This window comes from Arthrobacter sp. HLT1-20 (assembly GCF_054510895.1).
The window spans coordinates 101,616-120,585 of the sequence record NZ_JBTNDR010000001.1 but is presented as its reverse complement, the minus strand read 5'-3'; the positions used below and the strand labels follow the sequence as shown (position 1 = coordinate 120,585).

The following is an 18,970-nucleotide window of genomic DNA, read 5'->3' as shown; positions in this document are numbered from 1 at the left end:
TACAGGAAACCCCATATGGAGTCCAAATCGGCGGCACGTGGGGACTGCCACACAACTGGTGGCCACCACTGCGCAGCCGCGCTAGTCGATGGCGTCAAAGTCCTTGCGCCATTGCCCTGTAACACCTGCGCCAATAAAGCCAAGCTGGGCATTGACTGTGAGCATGTAGGAGTTGTCCGGCGAGTTCCAGGTATAGATGGTTGAGACTTGCGGAAACTCCCGCATGAGCTGTTCCATATTCTCCACCTTGATGAGCAGGCCAACATCCTTTCCCCGGTGCTCCACCTCCACCACCGTGTCATCCTGGAAGGCAACATCGTCGCGGTGTTTCAGCACCGAAATTGAGGTGAAGGCAATCAGCTTTCCGGTTTCCAGGCATTCTGCAGCGCTCACCAGCGTGTGGCGCCCCGTCAAGGTGGAAAGTTCCTCAGCCTCACGCAGTTTCGCAACATCCCATGCCTCCGGGGCGCCGTCGTCGTTGCTGATGCTTTGTTCCAGACGCACAATGTCCTGGGCCCACTGCTCCGGGCAGGTGTCCAGCCACTGGTGCACGGCGTAGGCCGAACTGTGCGCGGCAATGGCGCCGTCCTTTAAACGAGCGCCAAGTGCTGGCGGCAGCGGCAGTGCGCAGGCGCCGAATTGCTCCACCTGCTCCAGGACGTAGCCGGCGTTGTGCGCAAACATGGCCTCGCGGCTGCTCAGGGGCATGAGGCTGCCGTCGCGGGTGGCAGCCACGTGCTCGGGCGCCTCCGCACGAAGATCGGCTGCGGGATGGTTGGTTTCCACCACAACAATGCGCCGGTTCTCGCCCTTGACGAAGAGTTCGGCTGCCTCGAGGAGCTTCCGGCCCAGGCCACGACCCCCGGCGGCGGGAAGCACATCCAAGGTCACGTGGGCCAGATCGGTGTTGTCGTCCAGGGGCAGGGCAATGCCGGCGCGGCCCACAATCTCACCGTTCAGGCGGACCACCAGCACCACGTACCACTCGTAGGGGTCATGGCACAGCTGGAAGAGTTCCTCGGCGGTGTAGGCCAGCTCGTCGTTGCCCCAGGTGTTGACCCGCACCTTGCGGGATACTTCCACCGCTTGCAGGAACTCCGCTGCCGCATCGCCGTCGAGGGTGTCAGGCACCCGCAGCTGCTCGATAGTTATCTCTGTCATCTTGGCTCTACCCCGTTGTTGTCATGCCTGTTGGGCGCACCATGACGTAGTCATGCTCGACCCTGTTCCCGAGCCTGAAGCTCTTGGTCCCCGCAATGGTGAACCCGTGTTTTGTGTAAAAGCCCTGCGCGCGCAGGTTTTCTTGGTTGACCCCCAACCAGACCTGTCCCCTGCCCAGCTCCCGCGCCCAGTCAAGGCTGGCCACCATGATCCTGGCGCTCAGGCCGCTCCCGTGGGTGTCAGGGTGTGCGTAGCACTTGCTCAATTCAGCCGAATCCTGTGCGGCCACCACTGCCGCAACATCAGCGTCCTGCGGCGGGGCGTCCACCAGCATGGTGTACGCCAGCAGGCGTTGCGCACCGCTGCTTGAAGTCTCTTGTGCCACGAACAGCTTCCGCAGCGGATCCGCCAGATACTGGTTGAAGGCTTGGGCGCTGAGGTGCTCTGCGACGAACGTCTCTATCTCCTCCAACGGGCTACCTGGCGGGCAGGCCAAGGGAAACGTAATGCCGGCCAAGGTTGCCAGCTCCGGCGCATCGGCGGCGACTGCTGTGCGAATGCTCAGAACCATGCGATTGCTCCTCTTTGGCCGGTGTCCCGTGGATGCGGGCGCAACCTCATCATCCCAGCCTACAAAGAAAGGGCCAGTGTAGCTCTACGCTACACCGGCCCTTTCCTTTGAACATCTAAGACTTACGCCTCGATGACAACCTTGGTTGCCTGAGGATCTACCGGGATGCCGGGGCCGAACGTCGTGGAGACGGTGGCCTTCTGCAGGTAGCGGCCCTTGGAAGCGGACGGCTTCAAACGAAGCACCTCTTCCAGTGCAGCTGCGTAGTTCTCGGCCAGCTTGACGGCGTCGAAGGAAACCTTGCCGATGATGAAGTGAAGGTTGGAGTGCTTGTCGACGCGGAAGTCGATCTTTCCACCCTTGATGTCGTTAACAGCCTTGGCAACATCGTTCGTTACCGTACCGGTCTTCGGGTTCGGCATGAGGTTACGAGGACCAAGAACCTTACCCAAACGGCCAACCTTACCCATGAGGTCAGGTGTAGCAACGGCTGCGTCGAAGTCGGTCCAGCCGCCCTGGATCTTTTCGATCAGGTCGTCGGTGCCAACGAATTCGGCGCCGGCTGCGATAGCAGCCTCGGCACGCTCACCGGTTGCGAAAACCAGGACGCGAGCAGTCTTACCGGTACCGTGGGGCAGGTTAACCGTGCCACGGATCATCTGGTCAGCCTTGCGAGGGTCTACACCCAAGCGGAAGGCAACCTCAACGGTAGCGTCGAACTTGGACGGGTTGGTGTCCTTGGCGAGCTTGATAGCGTCGAACGGTGCGTAGACATTGTCTGCATCGATCTTGGCTACGGCTGCCTCATATGCTTTACTGCGCTTTGCCATGCTGCGTTTCTCCTTGTGCAGTTGTGGTCGTTAGGACCGCGCGGGCCCTGCCACTACGTACGTCGCCAACTCGCCTGAGGTGAGCTGTACGGCGTCGTTCTTAATGTTTATATGTGCCCGAATGGGCGAAAAGCGAAAGTCTGGGAAGACTTAAGCTTCGACGGTGACACCCATGGAACGGGCGGTACCGGCGATGATCTTCTCGGCGCCTTCAATGCTGGTGGCGTTGAGGTCAACCATCTTCTGGGTTGCAATCTCGGTAACCTGAGCCTTGGTCAGCTGAGCAACCTTGACTGTGTGAGGTGTACCTGAACCCTTTGCAATGCCTGCAGCCTTCTTGATGAGCTCGGCAGCCGGCGGGGTCTTGGTGATGAAGGTGAATGAACGGTCTTCGTAAACCGTGATTTCAACCGGGATAACGTTTCCGCGCTGGGATTCCGTTGCAGCGTTGTACGCCTTGCAGAATTCCATGATGTTGACGCCGTGCTGACCAAGTGCCGGACCGATGGGCGGTGCCGGGTTAGCGGCGCCTGCCTGGATCTGCAGCTTGATAAGGCCGGTGACCTTTTTCTTGGGAGCCAATGTAGGGTCCTTCTCTCAATATCTTTTCCTAGGACGACGGAGCGCGTCCAAGGTGGGTGGCCGAATGGCGTCCGGCCGAACGTTTCACAGGAGCAAAGCTATGAACCTGCGAAACGAAAATTGTGGGCAACTAGATCTTGGTGACCTGGTTGAATGCAAGCGTGACGGGGGTTTCGCGCTCGAAGATCGAAACCAAAACCACTAGGTGCGCTGATTCGGGCTTGATCTCGGAGATCGAGGCCGACAGGCCTTCGAAGGGACCGTCCTTGACGATGACGGCCTCGCCAACCTCAAAGTCGATCTCGGCGTCAACGGGATCGTGACGCAGCGGAACGCCGGACTCTTCAGCCTGCTGCTCCTGGAAGATCGGGGCAAGCATGGAGAAGACCTCATCCAGGCGCAACGGAACAGGGTTGTGGGCGTTGCCCACGAAGCCTGTGACGCCCGGGGTGTGGCGAACAACGCCCCAGGAGGCATCCGTCAGATCCATGCGGACCAATACGTAGCCGGGGATGCGAACGCGGTTGACAACCTTGCGGGTTGCGTTCTTGATCTCCACGACTTCTTCCATGGGGACCTGGACTTCGAAGATGTAATCTTCCATGTTCAGCGACAGGCTGCGGGACTCAAGATTGACCTTGACGCGGTTTTCGTAACCAGCGTAGGAGTGGATGACGTACCAGTCACCCTCTTGGCGGCGCAGCTTGGCCTTGAATTCTTCGGCCGGATCAACCTCGGGCTCGGCATCTGCCGCCGGCTCTTCGGTGACGTCGGCTTCTACAACAGCTGCTTGCGTTTCAGCTGCGTCATCAACGGCATCAAGGTCGGCATTGATGGCAGCATCAGCAACCACAGTGTCCTGGTCCTGCTCACTGTATGTAGCCTCGGGCTCCAGCTCAGACACGAATTTCCTGCTTTCCTTGTGCGTTTCTTAAATGGCTCAAACCGACCCCGTGCCAAATGATTCGGCGGGGTCGGCCAAGTTGAGCTTCTTACTGCTCGATGTTTACGTTTCCACCAAAGACCCAAAGCACGGCTTGACCGAAGCCCAGATCCAAGACGGTAACAATAGCCATCACGATGACAACGAATACCAACACAACACCGGTGTAGTTGATCAACTCTTTACGAGTGGGGGTGACGACCTTCTTCAGCTCGCCGATTACCTGGCGGAGGAAGAGGGCAATCCGGCTAAAGATTCCGGGCTTGCCGGGCTTTGTAGCCTTCTTCACAGGGCCCTTGGAGCTGCTTGCCGCAGTTTCGGTCACCAGTGCCTCACTCATCATTAGTTGGAATACACGCTAATCCGGCTATCCGGACCGTGTGATGTGCAAACATTCGCTCAGACGAGGGTTTCTACACGTATAACAGTGTAAAAACCGCTACGACCATGCGCAGGGCAGACAGGACTCGAACCTGCAACCTGCGGTTTTGGAGACCGCTGCGCTACCAATTGCGCCACTACCCTTTGAGATTCATCCGCCGGACCCATGTGGGCGTCCGCGGGCAAACATCCATTCCTTGCTAATTGCCATGAATAACTTACAGCTTTGAAGCGGTCTTTCCAAACCGGCTCCAAGGCGTGAACCATCATGGTGGTTCAACACCGGTTACCCATTCTACGCATTCTTAAGCCGGTTCGTCGAACTGGGTGCCCGATGCCCCTAAAGTAGACACTGACGATGAAAGTATTTTGGGTCTCCCACCGAAGAAAGAATCATGATGTCTGCCGACTTGACAGCTGAGAACGCCTCCGGGCGCCGTGTTTCCGCACGGATCGCCGCTATTGCCGAATCCGCCACCCTTGCAGTGGATGCCAAAGCCAAGGCATTGAAGGCCGCTGGCCGCCCCGTCATTGGGTTTGGCGCCGGCGAGCCGGACTTCCCCACCCCCGAGTACATTGTTGAGGCGGCCATTGCTGCCGCCCGTCAGCCCAAGTACCACCGGTATTCCCCTGCCGCCGGACTCCCTGAATTGCGCAGCGCCATTGCGGCGAAGACCCTGCGCGATTCCGGCTACGCCGTGGACCCGGCCCAGGTGTTGGTGACCAACGGTGGCAAGCAGGCCGTCTACGAATCCTTCGCAACACTGCTGGATCCAGGAGATGAAGTCATTCTCCCGGCTCCTTACTGGACCACCTACCCCGAGGCGATCCGTCTAGCTGGCGGCGTCCCCGTGGAGGTGTTTGCCGGCCCCGAACAGGGTTACATGGTCACGGTTGAGCAGTTGGAGGCCGCGCTGACGCCCCGCACCAAGGTCCTGCTCTTTGTGTCACCGTCCAATCCCACCGGCGCCGTGTACTCGCCCGAGCAAACCCGCGAAATTGGTCTCTGGGCAGCATCCAAGGGCCTGTGGGTCATCACCGATGAGATCTACGAGCACCTCACCTACGACGGCGTTCCCTTCACCTCGATCGCAACGGCAGCTCCCGAGCTGGGCGACCGTGTGGTCATCCTCAACGGCGTGGCCAAGACTTATGCCATGACGGGTTGGCGCGTGGGCTGGATGATTGCGCCGTTGGATGTCACCAAGGCCGCCACCAACATGCAGTCCCACGCCACCTCCAACGTGGCCAACGTATCCCAGATGGCAGCCCTTGCTGCAGTTGCCGGGCCGTTGACTGCAGTGGATGAGATGAAGGTGGCCTTTGACCGCCGTCGCAAGGCAATGGTCGCGGCCCTGAACACGATCGACGGCGTGGATTGCCCCACCCCGCATGGCGCGTTCTACGCCTATGCGGATGTGCGTGGCCTGTTGGGCCGCGAAATTGCTGGCATCCGCCCGGCAACATCGGCCGAACTGGCTGCCCTGATCCTGGACAAGGCAGAAGTTGCCGTTGTGCCCGGCGAGGCCTTTGGCCCCAGCGGCTACCTGCGCCTGTCCTACGCCCTGGGTGATGACGATCTGGCCGTTGGTGTGTCCCGCCTGCAGGAATTCCTGGGCTCAGCCAAGTAACAACCCTGATCCCAACTGAGACGCATTAGTTGCTAATTTCGCATCGATTATTAGCAATAAGTGCGTCTCAGTTGGGTTAAAGGAGGCGGCGGTCCGCGGCCCAGCGGGTCAACTCGTGGCGCGAGGACAACTGCAGCTTGCGCAGCACGGCCGAGACGTGAGTTTCCACTGTCTTGATCGAAATGAACAGCGCCTTGGCCACCTCCTTGTACGAGTAGCCCCGGGCAATCAGGCGCATGACTTCCAGTTCGCGCGCCGAGAGCTTATCCAGCTCGTCCTCAACGGCAACCTCCGCCGTGCCGAACGCGTCAAGCACAAATCCCGCCAGCCGGGGCGAAAAAACCGCATCCCCGCCGGCCACGCGCCGCACGGCGTCGGAAATCTCTGCACCGGAAATTGACTTCGTAACATAACCGCGGGCACCGGCACGGATAACGGAAACCACGTCCTCGGCCGAGTCGGAAACACTCAACGCCAGGAACTTTGTGCTGGCCAGCTGCGCAGCACACCCGGCGATGACTTCCCGCCCGCCCTGCCCCCGACCGCCCGGCAGGTGCACATCGAGCAGCACCACGTCGGGCGAGGTGGCACCAACTGCAGCGATGGCTTCCTCAACAGTGGCGGCCTCTGCCAAGACCAAAATATCCGGGCCAAGGTCTGCCTTGAGACCGGAACGGAAAATGGCGTGGTCATCCACAATCACGACCCTGATGGGTGTTGGCGGCATTGTCATTTAGCTTCCTCGGTGGCTGGTGTTTCACTGGGCAGGTGCAGCCGGACTTCCGTGCCGTCCGCTGAACTAATGATCTCAGCGCTCCCGCCGTTGCGCTGCATGCGTCCGACGACGGACTCCCGCACTCCCAGCCTGTCCGCAGGCACGCTGGAGACGTCAAAGCCCGGCCCGCGGTCCTTCACGAAGACGTCAACTCCCGCCGGTCCCGCTTCAACATAGACGGAGACGGTGGTGGCACCGTGGCGGGCCCCGTTAAGGACCGCCTCACGTACCGCCTGGACCAGGGCATGGCTGCGTTCGGTGAGTTCAGCGTCCCCCACGGCCACCACTTCAACGGCCTGCCCGTACAGGTCCTCCACTTCAGCACACACAGCCTTGACCCGCTCCACCAGGGCACCTGTGCTGTGTGAGCCATCCTGATAAATCCATTCCCGCAATTCGCGTTCCTGCGCACGCGCCAACCGGGTCACATCTGAAGGGGAATTGGCGCTCTTCTGGATGAGGGCAAGTGTCTGCAGCACCGAATCGTGCAGGTGGGCGGCGATTTCCGCCCGCTCCGTCTCACGAATGCGCCCTGCCCGTTCGTTTTGAAAGTCCCGCCAAAACTTCAAACCCCAAGGGGCAAGGACAAGCCCCACGCCTGCCAGTACCGCCAGCGAAGCAACCACCGACGCCCACACCAACGTCCAAGAACCGGATCCCGTGACAATCACGATGACCCCCACAATGACCAGGGCAATGCCGCCGCCCAGCCGCCACAACGCACTGGGCGTATCCATTTTGGCTGCGCTGAGCAGCCCAACCCGGCGGGTGTTGTCCAGTTGCATCCACGCCAACACCGCGCCGAATGCAATGGCAAGCAGCGGAATCACGGTGCCCAAATCCAGGTTCAGACCCAGCTGCTGGCTCATCAGGACCACAGCAGCAATGAGCAGGCCGCCACCAATGAGCACCTCCTTCAGGCCCAGTGACAGTTTCGGCCGCGGAGCGGGCTGCGCAGAAACGCCCGGGGCTCCCGGCGCCGGCCGGAACAGTTTCAACCGCGGGTTCCCATCCGCATCCAGCAATTTTCCGCCGCTGGCCTTGTCCTCCCCGGCGAGGGGGACCAACAGCCACAACCAGGCATAGAAGACCAGCCCCGCCCCATAGAAAAAGCTGGCGCCGACCAGGATGGCGCGCACCAGCCCCACCTTGATGCCAAGGTGTTCGGCCAATCCACCCGCGACCCCGGCGACTACCCGCGATTGGGAACGGTACATCTTTGTGCTCATGGTTCCATCCAAACACGGTACGGCCCAACCCGTACCTGTTCTCGGGGGCGCATCAGGGTTCTTTCAGGGTCACCCCCGATGTTCAGCGAACGTTCCAGGGACCACCATGGAACTATGAACAACTCCCAGGACACCCCAGATCCAGCCGAGGCCCCAACCCCGGAACCCTTCGCACAAGCCGCACCCGCCCCTCAGCCCGAATCAGCCAAGTTCTTCCACTGGATTCGCGGTCTGGGTGTGCAACGCGGCCCCAACCGTTGGGTGGGCGGCGTATGTAGCGGCTTGGCCACGCGATGGGGCATTGACCCCGTCATAGTTCGCGGCCTCGCCGTGGTTCTCACCCTCTTCTTCGGTGTGGGGCTGCTGGCCTATGGCGTTGCGTGGGCCCTATTGCCCGAGCCCGATGGCCGCATCCACGTTGAGGAAGTGGCCAGGGGCAGCTGGTCCACGGGGATGACCGGATCCGCCATTGTGACGTTCCTAGGCCTGATTGGCCCGGGTCAAGGCTTGGTTTGGGGCGATCATGACGGCTGGTTCCCCTGGCCTCTGTTCTGGATTGCAGCAGTTGCCGGGATCATTTACTGGGCGCTGCGCACCGGCAAGGACAAGGGGCCGCAGCCTGTCCACGGTGGTGTGACTGAGCAGTTCACGCAGCCCTACGCGGCCGCGGCATCTGGGGATCCTGAACTGTTCAGTGCACCCTACCCGGCCGGTCCCCACACGCCTGCAGCTGCCTACACTGCACAACAGGCCCCTTTTCTACCCCCACAGCAGTTCAGCCCGATTGCCCCCCAACCCCGTAAGCCGGTCAAACAAACACCCCGCCTGAGTGCTCCAGCAAGCCTGCTCGCCTTGGGCCTGGCCATCATGGTGGGGGCGGCGGTCCTGATCTTGAACGCCACCAACATCATTGACCTCAACGGCTATCAGGTGGCCACGGCAGCGGCGGCCGCTGGCATGACCGCGGGTGTGGCCATCGTCGTGGCAGGCCTCATGGGCCGAGCAGCCGGCGGTGTGGGCGCCTTCGCGATCATTGCCCTGGTGGCCGGCGGCTTGTTCAGCCTGCCACTGCACAACGGGGCGTTCACACCGCTGCAGGAGATGAACTGGGCACCGGCCACCGTCGGCGCCGCCGAAGCCGGCCGCTCACTGGTGCTGGGCAACGCCACCCTTGACCTAACCAGGTTCGACGACGGCACCACCCTCACCTCCGACGTGATGGTCCCACTCGAGTTGGCTGCCTCCACAGTGATTATCAAGGTGCCCACCAGCATTCCCGTCCGCATTGAGAGTCAATTGGCTGCGGCCTCGCTGACCATTGACGGTCAAAACAACGGCGGCGCCATTGCCGAGGAATCCACCACTGATCTCAACCCCAACGCCAAGGGATACGGGCTGATCATCACCTTGCAAGGAGCTGCCAGTGACATCACTGTGGTTCCCGTGGCAGGCCAGTGATGACAGTCCCGTCAACTGCCAACTCAACCCCCACCACCGCAAGTCCCAACACTGCAACGGAGCCACTCATGTCCAATCCCACAGAACCCCTGGAGTTCCCCGACGTCGTCAAGCACCCTGAGCCGGGCAAGCACCCGGTTCGGGTGGGCACCATAGTCTGGGGCGCGGTCGTGGTGGCCCTGGGAACCCTCATCATCCTCACGCGGCAGGCAGGGCTATCCCTGGACGCCGGGCAAACAGCCATCTGGCTCCTGTTCGGGGCCGGGGTGGCCATGGTGGCCGGCGGGGCCATCAACCTTCTGCGCAGGAACACCCCATAGGGAACTGTCCACGGATGCGGTTGCGAGTTGCCGAGATCACATGAACGTCTAGAATGGTCTACAGAGGAGCTCAATGATGCGCTCAACCCACATTGACTCCATCCCCTCGAAGGACCTAAATACTCATGAAGATTGGAATTCTCACCAGCGGCGGAGACTGCCCTGGATTGAATGCAGTGATCCGCGGAATCGTCCTGAAGGGCATCAAGGTTCACGGCCACGAATTTGTTGGCTTCCGTGATGGTTGGCGTGGCGTGGTTGAAGGCGACATCATGGACCTTCCCCGCCAAATGGTGCGCGGCATATCCAAGCAGGGCGGCACCATTTTGGGCACCTCCCGCACCAACCCGTTTGAGGGCAATGGCGGCCCCGAGGTCATCAAGGCCCACATGGAACGCCTGGGCATTGACGCCATGATTGCCATTGGCGGCGAAGGCACCTTGGCCGCGGCCCGCCGTTTGACCGACGCGGGGCTGAAAATTGTTGGCGTGCCCAAGACCGTGGACAACGATCTTGACGCCACTGACTACACTTTCGGTTTTGACACTGCCGTGCAGATCGCCACCGAGGCCATTGACCGTTTGCGCACCACCGGCGAATCCCACCACAGGTGCATGATTGCCGAAGTCATGGGCCGCCACGTTGGTTGGATTGCCCTGCACGCCGGCATGGCAACCGGCGCCCACGCCATCTTGATTCCGGAACAGAAGACCAGCATGGACCAGATCGTGGAGTGGGTGCAGGAAGCCCACGATCGCGGCCGCGCCCCCTTGGTGGTTGTGGCTGAGGGCTTTGTCCCCGACCACAAGGACTCCCCCCACTCCCAGCGCGGCCTGGACGCGTTCGGCCGCCCCCGCCTGGGCGGCATTGCCGACCAGCTGGCCCCGGAGATCGAGGCCCGCACTGGCATCGAGACCCGCGCAACCACGTTGGGCCACATCCAGCGCGGCGGCGTCCCCTCCAGCTTTGACCGGGTGCTGGCCACCCGCTTGGGTATGGCGGCGGTTGACTCCGTGGTGGAAGAACGCTGGGGCACCATGGTCTCGCTTAAGGGAACCGAAATTGAGCACGTTCCCTTCGAGTCGGCCCTGGGCAACCTGAAGACAGTTCCGCAGCACCGCTATGACGAAGCCGCCATCCTGTTCGGTTAGCAGCAACTAAAGCGCCCCGCAGCATTCATTGCTGCGGGCGCTTTGTTGTTGCGCATTCAAACCAAAAGGGACCCTCGTCTGGGGGAATCGAGGGCCCCTTCCGGTGATGCTGTCCGTCCCGCTGCCTGGGGGTGCGGCGGTGTGGACCTACCTAGGACACCGGGGGGATGTCCTAGGATTCTTCGCGTGGGCGGCCACGGTGCGCGGCCACCAGCAGGATGCTGATTGATGCTAGCCCTGCCATTCCCATCCCTGCGGCCCACCAAGGCGGGCCGAGTGCTGCAGAAGCGCTCACCGGCTGGTCCTGGAGCTCGGGGTTGGTGATTCGTTCGCCGGTGACGATCAGGCGGTGCGTGTTGACTCCGGTGGGGGTGCAGGTGATGAGGGAAATGAGGTCTTTGCCCTGAACTGGTCGCAGGGATTCTGTTTTCGTGGGAAGCACTACCTCAATCGTGGTGACCCTGTACGTCAACACTTCGCCATAGACTTCCAACTCCACCGAATCGCCCAGCTGGACCTCTTCCAGGTGAGTGAAGAGGGTGGCCTCGGGAAGCCCCGTATGCCCTGTAAAAACGGCGTGCGTGCCCGGACCGCCCACCGGGAGGGCAGTGCCGAGCAGGTGACCCACCCCGCGCTGCAAAACGCTGTCACTGGTGCCATGAAAAATGGGCAGGTCCGCGTTGATGGATGGAATCTGCAGCCGGGCCATGACACCGTCCGGGCTCAAGGAAAGCTGTTTCCGGTAGAGCTCGCTTGCCGCACTCAAGTCACCCGCCGGCGCCTGGCTGAATGGATCAAGCAGCGCCCCACCGGTCAACGTCCCGTTGTAGTCCTGGGCTGCAACGATGGCCGCACTCCTGCCCTCCGGGCCAAGGCGCTGGACACTGCTGGCATACTGATTGACGTCCCGTGACTGTTGCAGCTGGGAAAACCAGCTTGCAGTGCTGGGATAGAGGAGAACACTGACTCCAACAAAAATGAGCGCTGCGATGAGAAGCACCGAGACCGGAAGCCGTCTCCGCAAGCCGGAACCCGCACCGGCGCGAGCCAAGGCGTTGTTTGATCCCATGAACAGGCGAACTCCTCAATCAGGACTCCGGTGGGAGACGTTTGGCACGTCCCCCACCGGGGCCAAAGCGGGCGGAGACTAGGACTGTGTTGCCCGGCGCGTGCTGCGCTTGCGCAAGGCAACGCCGGCAGCAATGGTCAGCAGTCCAAAGCCAATGGTCATGAAGGCCACGGTTCCGGGGCCACCGGTGAGCGGCAGCATGAACGGCGGGGTCTGCGGGTTGGCAACGGTGATGTCAACAACTGTGGAAACCTTGCCGGCTGTGACGGTGAACTTTTTCGGGCTGGCCTGGCTCACATCGGTGGCAATCGTGTAGCCGGCGGGGGCCTTGGTCTCCACGATCCAGTAGTCAACCACTGTGGCGGTTCCGTTGACCGTGGCCCGCAGGCCGTCAAGGGTCACCATGCCGTCAACGCCGGAGGTGAAGACCGTGCTGCCTGAAACGGCGATGGGGTTGCTTCCGGCCTTGGCGTCGGCTTCACTTGCGTAAACTTGGAACTCGGCACCCTGCAGTGTCTTCGTCTGGTCGTTGCCTGCAACCTTGCGGATCAGCAAGTTCCCCCAGGTGCTCTGAACTTGATTCGAGGTGAACTTGGTGCCGTTGACAAAGGTGGATGCACGGTTGGTGATGACGCCGTTTTCAAGGCCGAGGGACGTGACGGTGGTGACCAGTCCAACGTTGACCTGCGCGCCCGGGCGGAGCTTGAGCAGGCCCGCCGCAGTGAAATTGATGGCTACCGTGCCAGCAGTCGTGGTCGTGTCGATGTTGTAGTCCGTAGCAGCGATGAGTGTCGCGGTGGCCGGGGCGAGGGTAACGGAAGCGCTCTTGTAGGACAGCCGGGAATCAAGGGCATCAGTGATAGCGAAGGACATCAGGGTATTGCCTTGTGACACGTTGGGAACCTGAGCGCCAATGTTCCAGGTGACGTCGGAGCCCAGCCCCTTGGCCATGGAATCGTCGACTGCCTTGGTGACCGAGGTCAGGGAGTTCTTCGGGTAGACGTGAACCTCGTAGATCCAGGTGTTGTCCCTGTTGTTCGGCAGTGGCAGCGTCACCAGGAACGGCTTGGCGGCAAAGGCGATGTTGTGGGCACCCGGGTCCGTTTCGGTGACCAGGTAGACGGCCTGGGCCAGGTTGGGGAAGGTCAACACTCCGCCATTGGCGGTCAGCCCGGAGACGGCTGCACCCAGATTGGCCGGATCGATCCCCGCTGGCGTCAGGTTCTTTGTTGCCAACCAACCAGCGTTGGTGCTGAGGTCAATGTTTGTCACCTTCTGTATCTTGAAGGTGACCCCGTCCAATGCCGTCAGGCCACTCGTGGCTGAGCCGGGGAGCGGATTGCCGTCCGGGGCAGTGCCCAAGGTGCCTGGCTGGGCGAACTTGTGGATCGTCAGCGACTTGGTGGTTGCCGGGTTGATGTTGCCGGGGCCTGGGTCTGCTGCGTTGGCTGGCAGGACACTGCCGAGCAGGGCCGCGGCGGCCAGGGCTGCAATGCCGAGCCCTGCGGTGATTCGCCGCGTCAGCGGATTCCGTTGAATTGCCATGATGTGCATTCCTATCTGAGATGGAGTGACGTTCAGTTGAAGTTGAAATTGCTGGAAAGAAGGCGTGCTTGCGGCATAGCTGGCCGCGTTGTTCCTAAGCCCTTTTGGACCTGATCATTCGCACCACGAACCAGGCGGTCATCGCAGCCGCCAGCAGCAGCAGCCCGCCGCCAGCGAGCAGGTAGAAAACCGGTCCGGTGCCGCCCGTCAGAGGCAGGGCGAACGCCGGGGCACTGGTGTTGACGAAGCGGTAAACCGCATGTTGGCCCGTTGCCACAGAAACTGTCATTGAGGCAGCATCCGCCCATGCCGTGGGATCGGCCAGGGTTCCGTTGGCGTTGAAGGAGCCCGTGTAGCGCTGCAAAGTCAGCTGCAGGTAGGCGGGTTTGAGGCTGCTCGACTCACTAACGACATAGGCCCTGCCGGCAACCACTGTCCTGGTATTGGCGGCACTTATTTGGTTCGACCCTGGAACCTGCAGAGCCGTTCCGCTGCCCGGTGTCGCCGAGAGTGTGAAGTCGCTTGGCTTCAAGCTGCCACCGTTGCTGCTGTCAATGAACTTCAGCAACGTCAGCTCGCTCTGGCAGGTAACCGTATTGGTGATGATGTAGCGGTTGGCGCCTGTCACGAGTCTTGCTGTATAGGGCACCGTGGCTGAGACTGTTGTTCCATTGGGGCGGGAGACCTGCGACCTGGTTAGCTGGCAATTGAGCAAAGGATCAATGGTGGTAGTTTCAGCGATGGCGACCGTGTTGCCGGTGAAGTACCCGGTGCGTTGGGTGCTCCAGCCCTGTGCTGTGGCCCCGGCAGTGCCCGGGCCGGTGAGTGTCAACGCGGCACTGATGCCCTGCGGTTGCTGGCCGTTCTCGTAAGCCACTCCGTCGACTATCCACTTTTTTTCCACCGTCACGGCGGCTGCGGCATTCGTATTGGTGAAGTCGCAGGTGACGTCCAGACTGGCAAGGACGAACGTGCCCGCCAGTGTTCCCTGGCCCATGGCGTTGCCCTGAGAGTCGGTGCATCTGAGCTGGGCGGAGTACGCACCGCTGTTGCCTGTTGCCAGCGTCTCGGCAACATTCACAGTTGTTCCCTGTGGCATGTCCGCGGAAATGACAGTGCCGCCGTCGGGTGCCACGGACGTGCCCGTGAGTGAGTTGGCGGTGAAGTTGGCGGAGTCGCCAGCAATGCCGCCAACCCAGGTTTTGGTCACCGTGACCCTAGCGCCCTTGGGGGAGTTGGTGAACACGCACTTGATGTTCACGCCGCTGGTGGTCTGCCCCGGGAAAATGAATGTGCCGGTTGTTCCGGTGCCGCTGAGAACTATTCCACCAGCCTGGTTGGTGCAGACGAAGGTGGAGGTGTAGCGGGCCAGATCGGCCCCGGCGGCCCCGGTTTCGCTGACCACAACCGTGGTGCCGCTGATCGGCACGCTGGAGGCGAAGGCGCCAGCACCGGTTTGCAAGCCAGTGGAGGAACCACTCGTGGTACCGGCCGTGCCGATCCGGGTGCCTCCAACGGCAGCCGTCAGGGTGAACTGGTCCGTGTCCACAATACGGCCGCCAATATCCTTTTGAACCAGCAGCGTGTTGTGGTACTGGCAGGATGCCATGTCCACGGGGGTGCCATTGCTCAAAGTCTTCTTTGCGCCCACAATGGTCCCACTGCTGGGGTCAACCTTGTAGAAGTCCCGCCCCGAGGTATCCAGGTAGAGGTACCCGGCATCAAAGGCAATTCCATTGAAGCGCTGCGCCTCGTTATTGATGTTCAAGTAGTTGATCCGCGTTGCTGTCAAGGTTGCGGAACTGGAGGTCACGGGAAGCGCCTGGTCCACCCGCATCAGGGCGTTTGAGTCGGACGCCGTGGTGTTGGAGCTGGCCACGAAGTACATGATGCCGTCGGAGCTGAACACTAAGTCGCCGTTGCTGCGCGACGCACCAGAGGAATCATTCGTGATGGCAATGAACCCCACGCGTCCGATGTTGGCGTTCGATGCTGTGTTGAACCCAAAGAGTTCCAGCCTGGAATTCACGACCCGACCGTAGTAGTAGATTCCGGTGGCAGGGTTGATGCCACCCATCACGAAGGTGCCCCCTTCTTCGTTAAGGTTCCGTACCCCGTTGTGCGAGGTGGTGACTCCTGTTGCGGACGCATAGCGGTAGACGGTGACGTCGCCGTCGTCGCTCGTGTCGTCCACTGCGTAGGCATATTGGCCGTCCCGGGTGAGTGCCAGCGCGTTCAGATCGTTCTCTGAGCTGATGTCGCCAATCGTTGTCTGCGCTGCGGTGCTGGTGTTGACCAGTCGGAGCGTGCCATCGCTGTCTATGGTGTAGACGGTTCCGTTCTGGCAGGTCAGGGGCGTGATGGCGGCTGCCAGTGCCTGAGCCTGAGGCAGAACCTTTGCTGCGTCCGGAGTGCTCGTGGGCGTGGGTACACTCGTGGGTACTTCGGCCGGGGCCGGCGCACTGCTGATGGGGACCGGTGCACTGCTGGCCGGGGCCGGCGGAACGGCTGGCGCCGGTACTTCGGCGGGGGCCGGCGCGCTGCTTGCCGGGGCCTGCGGGGCTGCGGGTCCCTGCTCCTGGGCTGTCGGGACGGGCGCAGGCGAAGTCGCCTTGACGGTCTGGGCGGTGGCCGATTCCGTGGCCTCGGGCGTGGCTGGCTGTTCAGCGGCTGACGCGGAGACCACGGCACCGGCACCCGCGCCGGCCACCAATGCCAGGCCCAGCATGCCTGCTGCAATCCGCAGCATGGCGGGCTTGGCCGGAACACGCGCGGCTTCGGAAAAACGCTGGCCTTCGCGCCGCCGTCGGACTGGCGAGGAAAAACGCATGACAACTCCCCCAGAGGAATAATGGTTGCGCAAGGTGCGCGCAATCATCGTAGGGAGACCTCGATTCGTCAAACACGAGTGGCGGACACCTCATTATTTGGCGGCCAGCACTCTAGTTTCCGCCCAAGCACTCAGCATTTCCTGCCCCACCACTCTGTTTTTGAAAATGTGTCACTAGAGTGGCGGGGGCCTGAACTGGGGCGGATTGTGCGTGCGGGGCGGAGGGAAAGCCCCGGATGCGCTAAACGCCCCGCAGCGTGTATTTGCTCCGGGGAGGGCGTGGGGCGTTACCGTTTAATGTATGACATTCGATCTGAGCTCGTCCCCCATTGTCCGGCTGGCATGGGAGCGCGGCTTGAATCTTCCCGCGGACTCCCTGGTGAATGGCAACCTGGGCGGCCGCATCACCCACGCCGTCCAGAGCCCCTCCCTGACCTTCATCAGGTTGTGGGACCAGTCAATCCTCACGGGGCCGGAGCATTTGCTGGACATGGCCGAGGCATTGGACGACGACGAGCTCAGCGACCACTCGATCATGCTGCGCCTGACCAAGAACGACGGCGGACGCGGCCTGGGTACCCAAGGCCTGTACTACGCGGATGACCTGGCGCTGCACCAGCCCGCGGACACGGTCCACGTCTCAACCGGCGCCCAAGCGGCATTGGACCTTCAGGCACTGTGCCCGCCCGACGACGTGAATGACGTGGGGCTTGCCCACCGGGCCCACAAATTTACGCTCATGACCCATGGGGAGCCCAGCGCCGAGCCCTTGGCGTGCAGCGCCTACTCCGAATACCAGGGCCTGCTGGCACAGTTGGGCACCTTGGTGGCGCCCAACGTCCGGCGCCAGGGCCTGGGGCGGCTGGCCACCAGCATTGCCGCCCATGAAGCCCTCGCTGCCGGCCTGATTGTGCAATGGCAGGCGGACATCAACAATGCCGCAGCCCATGCCCTGGCAACCTCAATGGGCTTTAGTGTTGCTGGCTTGCAGACGCAGGTTTCTCTTCAGAGTCATCAAAACCGGCGTAAATAGCTGACACGGGGCGCGGCTTGGCAAACATGATGGCCATGGCCGCACCCAGCAGCACCACTGCCGCCGGCAGGATGATTGACTGCGCCATCGCCGCCGAGAACCCCTCATGCAGGGCCGCGGGCAGCTGCCCGCCCATGCCCTGGGCGCCTGCGGCAGCACCAGCTGGCAGTTCGGCACTGAGCCTGGCCGTGATCAGCACGGCAATGGCCGCGCTGCCCAGGACCGCGCCAATCTGCCGGGTCGTATTGTAGATTCCGGCGCCTGCGCCCGCCTCTCGGGGCCCCAGGTTGCGGGTGGCCGTCGTCGAAAGTGGCGCCCAAATACCCGAGCTGGCAATGCCCAACAAACCACTGGGCAGCAGGAACAGCCAGATGGGAGTGTCGGCGCTCATCAGGGAGGCCGTCCACAGCAACGAGACGGACATCAGGATGAAGCCCGTGAAGGCTACGTAGCGCGGGTTCACGATGTCCACCAGCTTGCCGATAAAGGGCGCCAGGATGCCGGAGAACAAGGCCATGGGGATCATCATCAGGGCCGACTCGGTGGGCGTCATGCCGCGGACCAGCTGATAGTAGAAGAACAGCGGCAGGCTCATGGCGGTGATGCTGAAGCCCATAGACATGATGGCCACATTGGCCAGCGAGAAGTTGCGGAACTTGAACAGGTGCAGCGGCACCAGCGGCTCGCCCTTGGTGACGGCCTGCCAGATGACGAACAGCACCAGGACCACCAACCCGGCAATGATCAGGCCCCACACGGAGATGGGGCCGGCGATGGTGCCCCAGTCATACTTTTCGCCTTCCTGGATGCCAAACACCAGCATGAACAAGCCCACGGAGCTGAGCAGGATGCCCAACACGTCAAACTTGTGGTGGTGTGTCGCCAGTTTGGGAACCAGGCGCCAGGCCATGACGAAGGCCACGATACCCACGGGCACGTTGACAAAGAAGATCCATTCCCAGCCAAGGCCGTCCACCAGCACGCCGCCAAGGATGGGGCCAACCAGCATGGCAACGCCTGCCGTGGCACCCCAGAGGCCCATGGCGGGGCCGCGCTTGTCCGGTGCGAAGATCCGCGTGATCACTGCCATGGTTTGCGGCGTCATCATGGCGGCGCCCAGGCCCTGCACTGCGCGGGCCAGGATCAGCATGCCAATGTCGCCGGAGAGTCCGCACCAGAGCGAGGCCAGGGTAAAGACGCTCAGACCCACCAGGTACAGGTTCTTAGGCCCGTACTTGTCGCCCAGCCGCCCTGTCACCAGCAGCGGGACAGCGTAGGCGAGCAGGTAGGCGCTGGTGACCCAGATGACCGAGTTGATGTCAGTGTTCAAGCCTTCCATGATCTTGGGATTGGCCACCGAGACAATGGTGGAATCGACAAGGATCATGAAGAAACCCAGAACAAGTGCCCACAATGCGGGCCAGGGTTTTGCCACGATTTCCATGGGTGTTCCTTAATCTA

At 61.8% G+C, this 18,970-nt stretch carries 17 protein-coding genes and 1 tRNA gene; 5 read left to right on the top strand and 13 right to left on the bottom strand.

Annotated elements, in window-relative coordinates:
• Positions 1-81: 81 nt before the first annotated feature.
• From ACX80Q_RS00550 to ACX80Q_RS00520, 7 genes are all read right to left on the bottom strand, one after another.
• Positions 82-1,161 (bottom strand): GNAT family N-acetyltransferase, encoded by a 1,080-nt coding sequence (locus tag ACX80Q_RS00550; RefSeq protein WP_459328584.1) that lies wholly within the window; start codon positions 1,159-1,161, stop codon positions 82-84.
• Positions 1,162-1,168: 7 nt separating this feature from the next.
• Positions 1,169-1,732, bottom strand: coding sequence for a GNAT family N-acetyltransferase (locus ACX80Q_RS00545; RefSeq protein ID WP_459328583.1), 564 nt, complete (start codon positions 1,730-1,732; stop codon positions 1,169-1,171).
• 122 nt (positions 1,733-1,854) lie between these two features.
• Entirely contained in the window at positions 1,855-2,562 is a 708-nt protein-coding gene (gene rplA, locus ACX80Q_RS00540) for a 50S ribosomal protein L1 (RefSeq protein ID WP_459328582.1), read from the bottom strand.
• A gap of 150 nt (positions 2,563-2,712) precedes the next feature.
• Complete coding sequence (gene rplK / locus ACX80Q_RS00535) at positions 2,713-3,144, bottom strand: 50S ribosomal protein L11 (RefSeq protein ID WP_062286616.1); 432 nt, start codon at positions 3,142-3,144, stop codon at positions 2,713-2,715.
• Positions 3,145-3,274: 130 nt separating this feature from the next.
• On the bottom strand, positions 3,275-4,048 hold the full coding sequence (gene nusG, locus ACX80Q_RS00530) for a transcription termination/antitermination protein NusG (RefSeq protein ID WP_459328581.1): 774 nt from the start codon (positions 4,046-4,048) through the stop codon (positions 3,275-3,277).
• Between the two features lie 88 nt (positions 4,049-4,136).
• On the bottom strand, positions 4,137-4,427 hold the full coding sequence (secE, locus tag ACX80Q_RS00525; protein WP_459328580.1) for a preprotein translocase subunit SecE: 291 nt from the start codon (positions 4,425-4,427) through the stop codon (positions 4,137-4,139).
• A 112-nt stretch (positions 4,428-4,539) separates the two neighbouring features.
• Positions 4,540-4,612, bottom strand: a tRNA-Trp gene (locus ACX80Q_RS00520).
• Positions 4,613-4,866: 254 nt separating this feature from the next.
• Here ACX80Q_RS00520 and ACX80Q_RS00515 point away from each other — a divergent pair.
• Positions 4,867-6,099 (top strand): pyridoxal phosphate-dependent aminotransferase, encoded by a 1,233-nt coding sequence (locus tag ACX80Q_RS00515; RefSeq protein ID WP_459328713.1) that lies wholly within the window; start codon positions 4,867-4,869, stop codon positions 6,097-6,099.
• A 76-nt stretch (positions 6,100-6,175) separates the two neighbouring features.
• Here the strand turns inward: ACX80Q_RS00515 and ACX80Q_RS00510 are convergent, their stop codons facing one another.
• Complete coding sequence (locus tag ACX80Q_RS00510; RefSeq protein WP_459328579.1) at positions 6,176-6,832, bottom strand: LuxR C-terminal-related transcriptional regulator; 657 nt, start codon at positions 6,830-6,832, stop codon at positions 6,176-6,178.
• Positions 6,829-8,103 (bottom strand): ATP-binding protein, encoded by a 1,275-nt coding sequence (locus tag ACX80Q_RS00505; protein ID WP_459328578.1) that lies wholly within the window; start codon positions 8,101-8,103, stop codon positions 6,829-6,831. The genes ACX80Q_RS00510 and ACX80Q_RS00505 overlap by 4 nt, the downstream gene beginning before the upstream one ends.
• 114 nt (positions 8,104-8,217) lie before the next feature.
• Between ACX80Q_RS00505 and ACX80Q_RS00500 the strand changes: the two genes are divergently transcribed.
• The 3 genes from ACX80Q_RS00500 to ACX80Q_RS00490 all read left to right on the top strand — a co-directional run bounded on the left by ACX80Q_RS00500 (position 8,218) and on the right by ACX80Q_RS00490 (position 11,032).
• Entirely contained in the window at positions 8,218-9,561 is a 1,344-nt protein-coding gene (locus ACX80Q_RS00500) for a PspC domain-containing protein (RefSeq protein ID WP_459328577.1), read from the top strand.
• 68 nt (positions 9,562-9,629) lie between these two features.
• Positions 9,630-9,881 carry a hypothetical protein gene (locus ACX80Q_RS00495; protein ID WP_459328576.1) on the top strand — a complete coding sequence of 84 codons (252 nt, stop codon included), beginning with the start codon at positions 9,630-9,632 and terminating at the stop codon, positions 9,879-9,881.
• Positions 9,882-10,006: 125 nt separating this feature from the next.
• Entirely contained in the window at positions 10,007-11,032 is a 1,026-nt protein-coding gene (locus ACX80Q_RS00490) for a 6-phosphofructokinase (protein WP_459328575.1), read from the top strand.
• A gap of 172 nt (positions 11,033-11,204) precedes the next feature.
• Here the strand turns inward: ACX80Q_RS00490 and ACX80Q_RS00485 are convergent, their stop codons facing one another.
• The 3 genes from ACX80Q_RS00485 to ACX80Q_RS00475 form a co-directional block, all read right to left on the bottom strand.
• Complete coding sequence (locus tag ACX80Q_RS00485; RefSeq protein WP_459328574.1) at positions 11,205-12,101, bottom strand: class C sortase; 897 nt, start codon at positions 12,099-12,101, stop codon at positions 11,205-11,207.
• Between the two features lie 78 nt (positions 12,102-12,179).
• Positions 12,180-13,646 (bottom strand): SpaH/EbpB family LPXTG-anchored major pilin, encoded by a 1,467-nt coding sequence (locus ACX80Q_RS00480; protein ID WP_459328573.1) that lies wholly within the window; start codon positions 13,644-13,646, stop codon positions 12,180-12,182.
• 94 nt (positions 13,647-13,740) lie between these two features.
• Positions 13,741-16,476: an autotransporter outer membrane beta-barrel domain-containing protein gene (locus tag ACX80Q_RS00475; protein WP_459328572.1), complete on the bottom strand. Its 2,736-nt coding sequence runs from the start codon at positions 16,474-16,476 to the stop codon at positions 13,741-13,743.
• A gap of 301 nt (positions 16,477-16,777) precedes the next feature.
• Between ACX80Q_RS00475 and ACX80Q_RS00470 the strand changes: the two genes are divergently transcribed.
• The gene (locus tag ACX80Q_RS00470; protein WP_459328571.1) at positions 16,778-17,509 is read left to right on the top strand and encodes a GNAT family N-acetyltransferase; all 732 of its coding nucleotides are present in this window, start codon (positions 16,778-16,780) and stop codon (positions 17,507-17,509) included.
• Here the strand turns inward: ACX80Q_RS00470 and ACX80Q_RS00465 are convergent.
• Positions 17,448-18,953, bottom strand: a complete 1,506-nt coding sequence (locus ACX80Q_RS00465; RefSeq protein WP_459328570.1) for a DHA2 family efflux MFS transporter permease subunit — start codon at positions 18,951-18,953, stop codon at positions 17,448-17,450. The two genes, ACX80Q_RS00470 and ACX80Q_RS00465, sit on opposite strands and share 62 nt — an antisense overlap.
• Positions 18,954-18,970: the final 17 nt, after the last annotated feature.